The sequence below is a fragment of the Sphingomonas sp. J315 genome (assembly GCF_024666595.1).
Lineage (GTDB): Bacteria > Pseudomonadota > Alphaproteobacteria > Sphingomonadales > Sphingomonadaceae > Sphingomonas.
In genome coordinates this window covers 2,119,268-2,131,650 of sequence record NZ_CP088296.1, presented here as the reverse complement: position 1 = coordinate 2,131,650, position 12,383 = coordinate 2,119,268, and the positions used below count along the sequence as shown (strand labels likewise).

Annotated in this window: 9 protein-coding genes and 2 pseudogenes; 1 reads left to right on the top strand and 10 read right to left on the bottom strand. The window is 66.3% G+C overall.

From position 1 onward, the window contains the following. The first annotated feature begins 93 nt into the window (after positions 1 to 93). Positions 94 to 543: a DUF2721 domain-containing protein gene (locus LRS08_RS10950; RefSeq protein ID WP_257843661.1), complete on the top strand. Its 450-nt coding sequence runs from the start codon at positions 94 to 96 to the stop codon at positions 541 to 543. Here the strand turns inward: LRS08_RS10950 and LRS08_RS10945 are convergent. The 10 genes and pseudogenes from LRS08_RS10945 to LRS08_RS10905 all read right to left on the bottom strand — a co-directional run bounded on the left by LRS08_RS10945 (position 540) and on the right by LRS08_RS10905 (position 12,243). Continuing rightward, positions 540 to 1,181: a DsbA family protein gene (locus tag LRS08_RS10945; protein WP_257843662.1), complete on the bottom strand. Its 642-nt coding sequence runs from the start codon at positions 1,179 to 1,181 to the stop codon at positions 540 to 542. The genes LRS08_RS10950 and LRS08_RS10945 overlap by 4 nt on opposite strands. 9 nt (positions 1,182 to 1,190) lie before the next feature. Next, the gene (locus LRS08_RS10940; protein ID WP_260480719.1) at positions 1,191 to 1,319 is read right to left on the bottom strand and encodes a hypothetical protein; all 129 of its coding nucleotides are present in this window, start codon (positions 1,317 to 1,319) and stop codon (positions 1,191 to 1,193) included. Positions 1,320 to 1,404: 85 nt separating this feature from the next. Further along, positions 1,405 to 1,854, bottom strand: a pseudogene (locus LRS08_RS20315) (FadR/GntR family transcriptional regulator); the annotation flags it as partial. Next, positions 1,806 to 1,934, bottom strand: a complete 129-nt coding sequence (locus tag LRS08_RS20310) for a hypothetical protein (protein WP_409456252.1) — start codon at positions 1,932 to 1,934, stop codon at positions 1,806 to 1,808. The pseudogene LRS08_RS20315 and the gene LRS08_RS20310, both read right to left, overlap by 49 nt. A 119-nt stretch (positions 1,935 to 2,053) precedes the next feature. Continuing rightward, entirely contained in the window at positions 2,054 to 4,939 is a 2,886-nt protein-coding gene (locus LRS08_RS10930; RefSeq protein ID WP_260480717.1) for a TonB-dependent receptor, read from the bottom strand. A gap of 105 nt (positions 4,940 to 5,044) precedes the next feature. Then, positions 5,045 to 5,908, bottom strand: a complete 864-nt coding sequence (locus LRS08_RS10925; RefSeq protein ID WP_260480716.1) for a rhamnogalacturonan acetylesterase — start codon at positions 5,906 to 5,908, stop codon at positions 5,045 to 5,047. Beyond that, a complete protein-coding gene (locus LRS08_RS10920; RefSeq protein WP_260480715.1) occupies positions 5,905 to 6,657 on the bottom strand; it encodes an SDR family NAD(P)-dependent oxidoreductase in 753 nt (250 codons plus the stop codon). The genes LRS08_RS10925 and LRS08_RS10920 overlap by 4 nt, the downstream gene beginning before the upstream one ends. Then, positions 6,658 to 7,935, bottom strand: a complete 1,278-nt coding sequence (locus LRS08_RS10915; RefSeq protein ID WP_257843665.1) for an MFS transporter — start codon at positions 7,933 to 7,935, stop codon at positions 6,658 to 6,660. After that, complete coding sequence (locus LRS08_RS10910) at positions 7,932 to 10,109, bottom strand: alginate lyase family protein (RefSeq protein WP_257843666.1); 2,178 nt, start codon at positions 10,107 to 10,109, stop codon at positions 7,932 to 7,934. The genes LRS08_RS10915 and LRS08_RS10910 overlap by 4 nt, the downstream gene beginning before the upstream one ends. Beyond that, positions 10,106 to 12,243: pseudogene (locus LRS08_RS10905) on the bottom strand (chondroitinase-B domain-containing protein). The gene LRS08_RS10910 and the pseudogene LRS08_RS10905 overlap by 4 nt, the downstream one beginning before the upstream one ends. Positions 12,244 to 12,383: the final 140 nt, after the last annotated feature.

Sequence of the window (12,383 nt, the reverse complement as noted above, 5' to 3'; positions counted from 1 at the left end):
GTATTCTATGGGTGGCCGGGTGGGGGAGCGGGCCGGTGCCGCCACGGGTTCAGCTTGTCTGAACCCAAGCAAAGGCTTTCGATGCAGGCCCCGATGATCTCCACCGTCGCCGCGACGATCCAGATATCGATCGCCCCCGTGTTCCTGCTGGCGGGCATCGCCGGCATCCTCAACGTGCTTGTCGGGCGGATGGCGCGGGTGGTGGATCGCGCGCGCAAGCTGGAGCAACTCCACCCGGTGTCGACCGGCGCGGAGCATGAGCGGCAGGTGTGGGAGCTGCGGCTGATCGACCGGCGACTGTCGATCATCAACACGTCGATCTGGCTGTGCGTGGCGAGCGCGATCGCGATCTGCCTGGTGGTCGCGTTGCTGTTCGGGGCGGAGATCGTCCATCTCGACATCGGCGTGGTGGTCGCGGTGGCGTTCATCGCGTCGATGCTGTTGCTGACGGCGGGACTGGTCGCGTTTCTGGTCGAGGTACGACTGTCGGTGCAGGCGGTGCACGTCCGAGAGGAATTGCTGGAGCGGGATCGGGTCGGCTAGCGCCGCTCGCGCGCCTGTGCGACGGCGCGCTTGAGCGTGGGGAGATCGACCAGACCGGGGACGAGATAGGGGCCGACCATCATGCCGGGGGTGCCGGTCAAGCCGAGCAACCGGGCATAGTCGTTGGTCCGCGCGAGCAAGGCGTCGATCTCACCCTTGCGTTTGACCAGGTCGCTGTCGAGCCGCTTCCAGTCGACGCCGGAGGCATCGGCCGCGGCGCGGATCTTTGCCGCGTCGATCCGGCCCGATTGCGCGATCAGCGCGCGGTGGAACGCGAGATGCTTCTTCTGGAAGCTGGCGGCAATCGCGGCGCGCGCAGCGGGGCCGGAGCCGCCGCCAAGGATCGGCCAGTCGCGATAGACGACGCGAACCTTTCGGTCCTCCGCCATCAACGCGTCGAGCGTCGGGCTGAACCGACGGCAATAGCCGCATTGATAGTCGGAGAAGACGACGAGTGTGACGTCATAACCGCGCGGCGCGATCGTCGGGGCGAGCACGTCGTTGCGGATCTTTTCGCGGATCGCCTCGGCGGCCGCACGGCGGCGGGTGTCGCCGGATTCGGACACGCCCTCGTCCTGCGCTGCGGTGGAGAGCGGGATCGCGAGCGCGAGCGCGGCAAACAGGAACTGGCGAAGCATCTGCGCGCCTTAGCGCAGACGCGCGGTCATCAGGAAGCGTTCGCGGCTTTCGGCGGCCTTGCGGCGCAATTCGCTGATCTCGCGCTCTTCGGTCGCGTCCAGCATCGCTTCGAGCAGGCGGTTGAAATGCTGGCGCATCGCGATGCGCGCGCCACCCGAATCCCCCGGCGCGCAGCGCATCGACGATCGCGGCGTGCTCGCGCTGGCGGGTGCGTCCGTCATGCTGACACACGCTGGCATAGGTGGTCCGCACTTCGGGCATTTCGGTGCGCATCCGCCACAATTGCTTGATGACGTGGATCACAGCCTGATTGCCCGATGCCGAAGCGATCAGCAGGTGGAATTCCTGATCCGCCTCGGTCGACGCAGCGTCGTCGCTGTCGTCGCGACCCATGATTTCGAGCAGCTCGTCGAGCCGGGCGAGCATTTCCGGAGTGACGGTGGACGCAGCAAGCGCCGCCGCCTCGCTTTCGAACAGCGAGCGCGCCTCGGTCAGTTCGAACGCGCTGACCGAAGGGGGCGTGTCGGTCGGCGCGGACTTGCCGTCGGTGACATAGACGCCCGATCCCGTCTTGATGACGATCCGACCGATCGCCTGGAGCGCGATCTCCGCCTCCCGGATCGTCACGCGGCTGACCCCGAACCGTTCGGCCAGCTCTCGCTCGCCGGGCAAACGGGTGCCGGGGGGAACACCCCCTGATCGATCAGCGCGGTGATCTGGTCGGCGATCCCCTGGTATAGCCGGTCAGCCATTGCGCTCCTCACCAATTCGCATGGCCCGATCCTTATTGCCTTCGCACCAAAGCGCAAGCGAAGAGGGTTCCGAGCATCGCTTTGCCATGCGTGCGGTGCCGATCGGCTCCCCCAAGCCCCTAAATCCGGAACCGCGCGCCGATGAAGTAGCGCGGGCCGTAATAATGGTACTGCCGGATGCTGCCGACGACCGGCATATCGGTAACCTTGGGCGAATCGAAGATGTTGGTCGCTTCGGCGCGCAGCGAGATGTTGCGGTTGACGTTGAACGAGGCGCGCAGGTCGAATGTCTCGTTGCCGCGCACATAGCGCAGCTGCGTGTTGCCGCCGACAAAGTCCTGATAATAGCTCGACCGATAGTTGTAGATGCCCTGGAGCGAGAAACCGCCAATCTCGTAATAGAGCTGCGCCGAGACGACGTGCTTGGAGAAGCCGCTGAGGCCAGCCGGCGGGATGATCCCCTCGCTGACATTGCCGGTCAGCGGATCGAGAATGTCGCCGAGGCTGACATCCTCATTCTCGAAATCGGTGTCGGCATAGTTGTAGCTGAGCTTGCCGCCAAACCCGTCGAGCGGCTTGGGCAGCCAGGAGAAGCGGTTGGCGAGCGTGACCTCGACGCCCCAGAGCTGGCTCTTGCGGTCGCTGTTCGCGGTCTGGATCACCGGGACGCTTACATTCTGGCCGCCGATCACAAAGTCTTCGTTGGTGACGAACGGGATGAAGCCGCCGCTGAATTCCTTGAAATAGAGCGTCGCGGAGAAGAGCGAGTCGCGGTTCGGATAGTATTCGAGCGCGATGTCACCGTTCCACGACATCAGCGGCTTCAACGCCGGGCTGCCATTGGCGCGGATTTCATTGATCGCGTCGGCGACGCTGGTGCCGCTCGCGTCGAGGACGAAGGTGCGGCCGGCACCGAGCGCGCTGGGTGCGGGGCGCGAAAGGGCACGATATGCAGCGGCGCGGAGCAGCAGCCGGTTGGGCTGAAGCTCGAAGATCGCATTGACGCTCGGCAGGACCCGGGTGGTCTGCGCTTCCAGCGTCACCGTGTCGAACGTCCCCGGCGTCGGGGTCAGCGTGACCGTGCCGTCGGGATTGTTGACCACCGTGAACGCGCTGCGCAGCCCGACCGAGGTCAGCTGCGTGTTGACCACGCGCACGCCGACATTGCCGCGCACCGGCATGTCGCCAAGGTCGCCCGCATAATCGGCCATCACATAGCCGGCGAGCGTGGTTTCGGTGACGTCGCGATTGGCGGGCGAGCGCAGGTCCGCCGGGCGCCCGGGGTCTTCCGACCCGGTATATTCGCGCATCAGGCACAGCGGGTCGAAGGTCGCCCAGCTGGTGATGCTGTTGCCCTCCGCACGCTCGAGGAAGCCAGTCTGCGGGAAGGCGGTGCGGCACAGCGTGTTGATGCGCGCATCCTCACGCCCCGCAGCGGGCGGACCCAACGGGTTGAGCGTGACTTCGTTCCGGACATCGTAATCGGTGAAGGTCTGCTGCGCCCAGCGACCGCCGACGGCGATGTTGGTGATGAAGCCGTCGAGCCGGTAGTCGAGGTCGAGGCGCGCGCCCCAGATCTCGTTATGGCGGCGGCTTTCGTCGCGGCGGGCGCGGGCGTCGTCCCAGAACAATGCGTGGTTGTTGGGGTCGAAGCGCGGATCGAAGGTCACCGTCGGCGCGAAGTTCCCCGGCAGCACTTCATAGGTGTAGGGGACGCGCATGCTGTTGGTGGCAAATGGCGCGGTCGCGAAGAAATTGCGGGTGCCGTTCATGTCGAACGGGTCGGTGCGCAGGCGGACCTGACGCTCGATTTCGGTGCGGATGGTTCGCGAATAGGCGCCGTCGAGTGCGACAGTGAGACGGTCGCCGCTCCAGCGCAGGTTAGCACCTGCGCCCAGATATTCCTCGGCGCGCGACAGGTTGGAGGCGGTGGATTCGACCGCGCTGAGGCCGTTCATCCGCTGAATCACGCCATTTTCGTCATAGACGACGTTGGTGAGGCCGTAGCGCATTTCCGAAATGTTGAGGTCGCGGCGGTTCTCGACGAACGTCCGGTCCGACCATTGTGCGTCGAGGTTGAGTTCGACCCGGTCCGAAAATTGCCATTGCAGCGCGCCGAACACCGCGTCGCGCGTGTCGACTTCGCTGATCTGCCGCCATGCCATCGCGTTGGGCGCAAGGTAGAAGGGCGTGCCGGCCGCTGCCTGGGGGCGGGTGACCGGGGTGCAATTGTTGTTGGCGACGACGATGGTCGCGTTGCATGCGGTCCAGGTCGAGCTGCCCGCGACGGTTTCCTCGGGGTTGTTGGTCGAATTGCGCTGGACGCCGATCGCGATGCCGACCTCGCCGAGGCCGCCCAGCTGATACTGGTCGACATAGGACAGGGTACCGCGCCAGCCCCAGGCCGACGAACCGGTGACCTTGTCCTGATAGGGGCTGTAGTTTGCCTTGATCTCGCCCTGCACGCGCATCTTGCCGAAGTCGAGCGGGCGCAGCGTGCCGATGTCGATCGTGCCGGCGACGCCGCCTTCGACCAGGTCGGCCTGCTGGGACTTGTAGATCTTGATGTTGTTGACCAGTTCCGACGGGAACTGGTTGAAGTTGACGGCGCGGTCGCCCGACCCGTTGGTGGCGTCGCGGCCGTTGAAGGTCGTGTTGCTGAGGAATGGGCCAAGGCCGCGCAGCGCGATTTCCGATGCACCGCCCTTTTCGCGGTGCGTGGTCGCGCCGGTGATCGTCTGGATCGCCTCACCGACCGACAGCGCGGGAAGGTCGCCGATTTCCTCGGTCGACAGCGCATCGACGATCGCGGTCTCGCGCTTCTTGACGTCGATCGAGGTGCGCAGCGTTTCGCGGATGCCGGTAACGACGACCTCGTCCTCCGCCGCGGCATCGGCGTCCTGCGCCAAAGCGGGTGCAGCGGCGAACAGCGGGAGCGCGGCTCCGGCCAGCAGAATGTTACGAAGTGCGCGCGGCGTGCGTGCGGCCTGATCGAGCATGGCCATCGGCCCTCTCCCCAAAGTTCATGTTATGCCAGCTTGGTCGCCGGTCAGGGCGATTCTGTCAACCTGTTATTTAGTCCTATTATCGCAATTGGTCCTACCAATTTGTCAGGGCACCAATTGCGATGCGAGCGCCGGGACCGCGCGGGCGAGGTCGTCGGCGACCAGGCGCGCGAATACGCCCGCCCCGGTTTCCCCGAGATGGGTGTAGTCGAACTTGCGCGTGTGCTGGCCGCGCGCGCCGCCGGGCCGGGTCGGCAGATCGGGCTCGCGCGCTTCCTCGGTCGAGCGCTGCCTGAGCGTCGTGCCGGCCTTGGCGGCGGCGCGTTCCTCGGCCGTCGGTTCGGCCTGGGCGAGCGCCATCGAGTCTTCCGCGCCCAGCTTCTGCACCACTGCGGCGCTCCGGCGATTGAGGTCGACCAGTGGGGTCTTGGTCGCGGTCGCGACCTTGCGCACCTCTTCCGACCATTCGTCGAGATTGTTGTCGAGCTTGCCGCTCTTGAACACGCGGCGGGTCAATGGGGTGACGAGGACGGGAATTCCCCCAGCGGCGCGGACCTCCTCGACCATCTTCGTCAAATTCGCGGGGAATTCGGTGGTGCGGTCGGTCCAGCGCTCGGGGACACTCGACTGGTCGTTATGGCCGAACTGGATCAGCACATAGGTGGCGCGATAACCCGGCACCTTCGCCTCGGCCAGCGCGATGTCCCAGCCGCCTTCCTGCCGATAGCTGCGCGTCGAACGCCCGCCGCGCCCCGCATTGAGGCAGGCGACCGAGGACTTGACGTGACGGGCACAGAACATCGACCCCCAGCCGCTCGCCACCGCCATCGTCAGATCGCCGACCAGCACGATCTTGTACGGCTGAAGCGGCGGTGCGTCGGTGCGCTCCTTCGTCTGCGCCCTGGCAATGGCGGGAGCCAGCGCGAGGGCGACGGCGGCGAGCGCGGCGGTGGCGAGGATGCGGGTCATGAGAAGGCGAGCCCCCCGTTGATGTCCATGTTGAGTCCGGTGAGGAAGGAGGCATCGTCGGAGGCGAGGAATGCCACTGCGGCAGCGACCTCGTCGGGATGGCCTTCGCGGCGCAGCGGGGTGTTGCCGGCGACCGCGGCGCGTCCCTCGGGCTTGGAGAAGATGTCGTGGAAGCTAGTGCCGATCAGGCCCGGGCACAGCGCGTTGACGCGGATGCCCTGCGGACCCAGCTCCTTCGCCCAGCCGCGCGTCAGCGTGGTCAGCGCGCCCTTCGACGCGGCATAGATGCTCGCGCCCGGCCCGCCGCCGTCGCGCGCGGCGAGCGAGGACAGGTTGACGATCGCCGACCCCCTGGCGAGGTGCGGGAGCGCCGCCTTGGTAACGAGGAAGGCGGACTTGAAGTTCAGGTCCATGACGGTGTCGAAGAACGCTTCGTCCATCTCGGACAGCGTCTTGCGCGCGACCATGCCGCCCGCGCAGTTGACGAGCACGTCGATCGCGCCGCCGCCGAACTGTGCCGCCGCAGCGATCAGCTCGGCGACCTCGTCGGACTTCGTCACATCGGCGCGGTGGAGCAACGCGGTGCCGCCTGCTGCCTCGACCGTAGCCAGTGTGTCCTGTGCCGCTGCCTCGTCGCTGCGATAGTTGATGACGACCTTCGCGCCCTCTGCCGCGAGTCGCAGCGAGATCGAACGGCCGATGTCGCGACCGCCACCGGTGACGATGGCGAGCTTGTCCTTGAAACGCATTTATGCCCCTTGGTCTTGAGTGTTCGATTGGACGGGCTCGATGCGCCCGCCGATGAAGATGCAGATCAGCGACAGCGGCACGAGCGCCGCGCCGAGGATGAAGATCGGTGCGAAGCTGGTCGCGGTCATCGACGGGACCAGCCAGGTGGTGATCAGCGTGCCCGCGACCGCCGCCGTGCCGCTGATCCCGGCGAGCGAGCCGACTGCGCCACCGCCGAACCAGTCGGACGGCAGCGTCTGGATATTGTTGATCGCGACCTGAAAGCCGAACAGGATCGCGGCGATCAGCAGCACGGCATAGAGCGGCGTCGCGGCGGTCGCGGTGAGCAGCAGTGCGGGCAGCATGATGATGCAGCCGAGCGCAATCACGCTCTTTCGCGCCCGGTCGGTACTCCAGCCGCGCTGGATGAGCTTGCCCGACAGCCAGCCGCCCGACAGCGATCCGGCCATCGCGCCGACGAACGGCACCCAGGCGAACATGCCGATCTGCTTGACGTCGAAGCCGAAGCTTTCGTTGAGGTAGATCGGCAGCCACGAGACGAACAGCCACCAGATCGGATCGAGGAAGAAGCGGCCCGACATGACCGCCCATGCCTGACGATGGCGCAGCAGTTGGCCCATCGAGGGGGCGTAGCCGGCGCTCTTTACGCCGCCCTCCGCCTCGTTCGCGCCGAGGATGTGTTCGCGCTCGGCCTTGCTGAGCCAGGGGTGGGCGTCGGGGTCGGATTTGTAGACCCAGATCCACGGCAGCAGCCACAGGAAGCCGAACACGCCGATGATGACGAAGGTCGTCCGCCAGCCGACAAAGCCGAACAGGATCGCGATCAGCGGCGCGGACACGATCGCGCCCATCGACGCGCCGGCGTTGAAAATCCCCTGCGCAAAGGCGCGTTCGGAGCGCGGGAACCAGGTGGCGTTGGCCTTGGCCGCGCCGGGCCAGTTGCCCGCCTCGCTGACGCCGAGCGCAGCGCGGAGCACGCCCAGGACGAGCATCGAGCGGACCAGACTGTGCGCGGCGATCGACAGCGACCAGACGACGATCGAGATGGCGAAGCCCATGCGGGTGCCGACCACGTCGAAAATCTTGCCGAAGATCGACTGGCCGAGCGCGTAGAAAACCATGAAGATGGTCACCAGCAGCGCATAATCTTCCTTGGTCGCGCCGATGTCCTTGGCGACTTCAGGCCACATCACCGCAAGCGCATTGCGGTCGATGTAATTGATGACCGTCGCGATCGCGATCAGGCCGATGATCCACCAGCGGAACCCGGATTTCATTTGCTCTCTCCATCGAACCGGCCGACCGGGCCGCTCCAGTCGAGCTTGCGCCCGTTCACGGTGACGCTGTGCGCCTTGCCCGCAGTGGTGTCGGTGGCGATGGCGATCAGGATGCTGCGCCCGCCGGTGAGGGTGATCGTCGCGACGCGCGCGCCGCCCGTTTCGGTCATGGTCAGGCCGGTCACCGCGCTGCGGCTGCCGGTCGTGGTCTCGGTCGCGGCGTCGTAGCGGCCATGCGGTTCGAGCAGGCTGAGGAACGCGGCGTCCCCTGCCCCGCTCAGCCGCTGGATCAGCACCGGTTCACGGCGCAGGTTGAAGCGCGGATCGTTCGCGCCGCTTTCGGCGACGATCAGCTGCGCGCCGGGCGTCGCCATGCGGTAACTGTAGAAGCGCCCCTGATTGATCCAGGTAACGCGCCCCTGCCCGTTCGCAAGCGGCCCCGTCGCATCGACCCAGAGATGCTGATAGCCGTTCGCCTTGCCCAGCACCGGGCGGGTGGTGACGTTCGATGCCAGTTTCACGTCGGTATCGATGATGTGCCCGGCGAAGTGGAGCGGCAGGTCATAGGTTGCCTTGCCTGCGTTCTTTACGGTCATCAGATCGAGGACGAGCGGGGCGTTCTTGCCCATGTCGATCTGGACCAGCGCGCGGCGGAAGACGATGCCGGGATAGGCACCCGCCATCTCGCCGATCGAATAGCGGGCCGGTCCTTCGCCCTGGAACGCCAACTGGACCGGCGCCACCTTTTCAGCCGGCGCGAGCTTCGCGTCGAAATGGCTGGTTTCGTTCACGACCAGCGTGTTGTGCGCGACGCTCTGCTGCGCCCAGCTGTCGTTTTCGGGAAGGTAACGACCGCCGTCCTTCGCCTCGATATTGAGGAAGCGGGCGGCGCCGTAATCTGTCACCACCGCCTGGCCATTGTCGTAGAGCAGCCAGTTGAGCTTGTCGAAATGGCCGTGGCCCATGCCCTGCGCCGTATTCTTGGCGACGACCACCTGCGCGGTGTCGTGCGGACCGGAGCGCAGGATGGCGAGCGCGCCGTCGCGGCCCTGTGGCCCGTCGCGGAGCAGGGTGGAGGCGAAGGCAAAGGGTTTGGCCTTTCTCGCCGCAATGTCGCGCGCGACCGCGAAGCCCTCGGGCGAGAGGGCGACCTTGTCCTGCCATTTGGCGATGCCGAGCAGGCCGGGATCGCGGGTCGCGGCATAGCCGATGGCTACACCCTGATAGAGTTCCTCGGTCTTGAGGCTCTTGTCGGGCATCGCGTCGTTGATCGGGAAGAAATAGCCGCCGTAGCTGGTCTGGATCGCGGTACGGATCGCCTTGAGCACGATCCCGTCGCGGTAGGTGAAGATCTTTCGCTGCGGCTCGTTCGCCTCGATCGCCTGCGCGAACACGACGAAGGGCTGGAGCGCGTAGCGCTGATAGTACGGCCCCTCGGCATAGTAGCCGTCGGGGGAGAAGAGTTCATCGAGCTGACGCAGGAAGCCAACCTTGCCCGAGCGGTCGCTGCCCTTGAGTGCCTGCTCGACCAATACGGGATCGCGCAGGACGTAACCGGTCATGCCGACCCCGGCATTGGCCCAGGTCGAATGATTGTGAATGCGGTCGAACGTCTTGGGCTCGCTGGTCAGCCACGCGGCAATGCGACGGAACACCTGCTCGTCGATCGTCTTGCGCTCGGCAGCGGTCAGGTCGGCGCGGACCGCGTCGTAACCCTGGATCGCATGGACCAGCCAGACGCTGTCGTTAAGGCTCTGCCAGAACAGCCGGCCCGGCACCTGATTCGACGCGGCAGGGTGGTTCGCAAGCGTCGGATACAGCTTCGCATAGGCGAGCAGCAAGTCGCGGACATAGTCGGCGTAGCGGCGCTCGCCGGTCACCCGGTAGAGCGTCCCCGCCTGCTGGATCAGCTTGTAGTTCGCCTTGTGCCGCTCATGCGTCGGCCCGCCGCCGCGATCTTTTGGGATCGGCACGTCGATCCCCGCACGGATGGCGGCATCGACCGATTTGCGTGCGGCGGCGAGCTCGCGCGCAAACAGCGGGGCGGACTCGGCGCCGGCGGTCATCGCGCGATAGGCTTCGAGGCTGGTGAGGACGGGCGCGGTCGCAGCGTCCTGCGCGAAGGCGGGCGCGGCGCTGGCGAGCAGCAATGCGGCGAGCGTGATGCGGATCATTGCAGCGCCTCGACGCGGTTGTCGGCGACCAGAATGTCGGGCGCTCCCTGTGGGTAGAGACGGGTGATTGCCGGTTCGGGCGTCGCGGCGAAGACATTGGCGGTGATCCGCACCACCGGCGCGCCGACGCTGTTGGCGATGGCGATGCCCCCTGCCCGCTCAAACCGGTTGCCGCTGATCGTGACATTCTGAACCCCCGAGAGGCGCACCGCACCGCCGCCGGCAACGCGGTTGCCGGTCATCGCGAACCACGGACCGAAGGTGCTTTCATCAGTTCCGAGCCGCGCGACATCGGCGATGGTCGCCACATCGGTGAAGTCGCTGTCGGCGACGGTGATCCGCTCGGCACTGTACAGGCCCTTGCTGCCGGTCTCGGCGGCGGCTGCGACCACCGCACCGGAGACGTTGGCGAAGCTCGAGCGGCGGATTTCGATATCCTCGGCGAAGGTGCCTGCAGTCGTCGCGATGACATCGCCCGCGCCGCGCACGGCGACATCGGTCAGCGACACGCGATAGTTCAAAATGCTCACCGACTGCGGCGCGCGAATGAGGGCGGCGCGCGCCGCAGCCGGTGAGGCAGCGACGCCGGAGAGGGTGACGCCGCTGAAGTGAAGACTTCCGCCGGGGAGCAGCTGGAACAGGGTCGGCGACGCGCTTTCGAGGATCGCGGCGCGCGGGCCGGTGAGCGTCAGGCTGTGGCCGACCGGGATCGGCGCTGTGACGCGATGCGTGCCGGGGGCGACGCGGATCGTGTCGCCGGGGCCGGATGCTGCCACCGCCTGCGCCAGCGCGCCGGGGGCCGCGTCGAGCGTGCGACCGCTCGCGGCGGCGGCGTCCTTGGGATACCAGGCCGGGCCGGCATCCTCGCGCTTGAGCATGACGAGGTCGCGGGGCGCGCCGACGTTCGCGAGCGCGGGGTCGGCGGGATAGAGCAGGCCATTGGCCGCGCGAACCAGCTTGATGTCGGCCCGCGCGAAACCGGTCAGCCCCTTGGGTGCCGGGCCGGACTGGACGTTGCCGGCCATGGCGATGCCCGACGCATCGCCCTCGACCCGGACGATATCCTTGCCCGATGCGGTGTAGATCAGGTTGCGCTCGAACCTGCTCGACACCGGCGGCGCGCTGCGTTCGGCATCCGCCCCCGCGCCGAAGGTGATGCGCGCGGCGTCCACGATCGTATTGCGTTCGATCACCGCATTGGCGACCTGGTGATAGCGATTGATCGTCGAATTGGGCACGCCGTGCATCACGGCGATGGCGCTGAGGAACGAGGTGCCGGTGACGCCTTCCAGATAATTGTGCCGTACGATCTGGTCACGGTTGATCACGCGGATACCCCCGGTCGACGGCTTGCCGCGCCCCAGGAAGATGTTGCGCTCGACCAGATTGCCGTTGCCGTGGCGCAGCACGATCGCGCCCTGCGATTCGACGACCATGTTGCCGCGGATGATGTTGCCACCGGCCTTGACCGAGACGATCTCGACCTCGCCATCGCAGCGTTCGAACCAGTTATTCTCGACGATCGACTTCGAATCGCTGAGCGATTCGTCGCTGGTGCCGATGCGGATCGTCTCGCCACCGTTGGAGCCGAGCGGGGGCGCGGGCCGAAGAAATTATGGTCGATGCGTGCGCGGTTCTCCTGCCCCTGTCCCTTGGGCCGGATCACCGCGAGGGTGACGCCGCCATTGCCCTTGCCCGCGAACCAGCTGTGGTCGACGCGGTTGTCGGTGCCATAGAGCGCAACCCAGATATCCTCCGCGCGACGATCGGGATTGGTGAAGCGATCGACCACGATGCCGGTCAGGCGCGTGTGCGATGCGGGCGTCTTCAGATCGCGGCGGAGCGCGATCAGTTCCTTGGTCGGCGAAAAGCCGTTGCGGAAGACGAGGTTGGAGACGACGAGATGTTCGCCGCCGATGCGCAGGTTGGACTGACCGGAAATGATGACCCTGCCCGGGGTCTGTGCGGTCAGCGTGATCGGATTGTCGGCGGTGCCGCGCCCGGTAAAGACGATCTGGAAGTCGCGCCACACCCCGTCGCGCAGGATGATGCGATCGCCGGGCTTCGCTTTCTTGACCGCAGCGGCATAGGCGGCGGGGTCGGCGACGAGATAGTCTGCGGCGAACGCGGGCATCGGCGCGGCGATCACCGCAACTGCAATGAGTGCCCCAATCCGCATCCCGATCCCCTCAATCTGTTCTCTATACCCATTGGACTAACCAATTGGTCGTAACACTTCAAGGGGTCTTCATACCATTTCGTCGCGACGACGTT

Coding starts and splice junctions, on each gene's coding strand:
- LRS08_RS10950 (WP_257843661.1), top strand. CDS start 94: ATGATCTCCACCGTCGCCGCGACGATCCAGATATCGATCGCCCCCGTG.
- LRS08_RS10945 (WP_257843662.1), bottom strand. CDS start 1,181: ATGCTTCGCCAGTTCCTGTTTGCCGCGCTCGCGCTCGCGATCCCGCTC.
- LRS08_RS10940 (WP_260480719.1), bottom strand. CDS start 1,319: ATGCGCCAGCATTTCAACCGCCTGCTCGAAGCGATGCTGGACGCGACC.
- LRS08_RS20310 (WP_409456252.1), bottom strand. CDS start 1,934: ATGGCTGACCGGCTATACCAGGGGATCGCCGACCAGATCACCGCGCTG.
- LRS08_RS10930 (WP_260480717.1), bottom strand. CDS start 4,939: ATGGCCATGCTCGATCAGGCCGCACGCACGCCGCGCGCACTTCGTAAC.
- LRS08_RS10925 (WP_260480716.1), bottom strand. CDS start 5,908: ATGACCCGCATCCTCGCCACCGCCGCGCTCGCCGCCGTCGCCCTCGCG.
- LRS08_RS10920 (WP_260480715.1), bottom strand. CDS start 6,657: ATGCGTTTCAAGGACAAGCTCGCCATCGTCACCGGTGGCGGTCGCGAC.
- LRS08_RS10915 (WP_257843665.1), bottom strand. CDS start 7,935: ATGAAATCCGGGTTCCGCTGGTGGATCATCGGCCTGATCGCGATCGCG.
- LRS08_RS10910 (WP_257843666.1), bottom strand. CDS start 10,109: ATGATCCGCATCACGCTCGCCGCATTGCTGCTCGCCAGCGCCGCGCCC.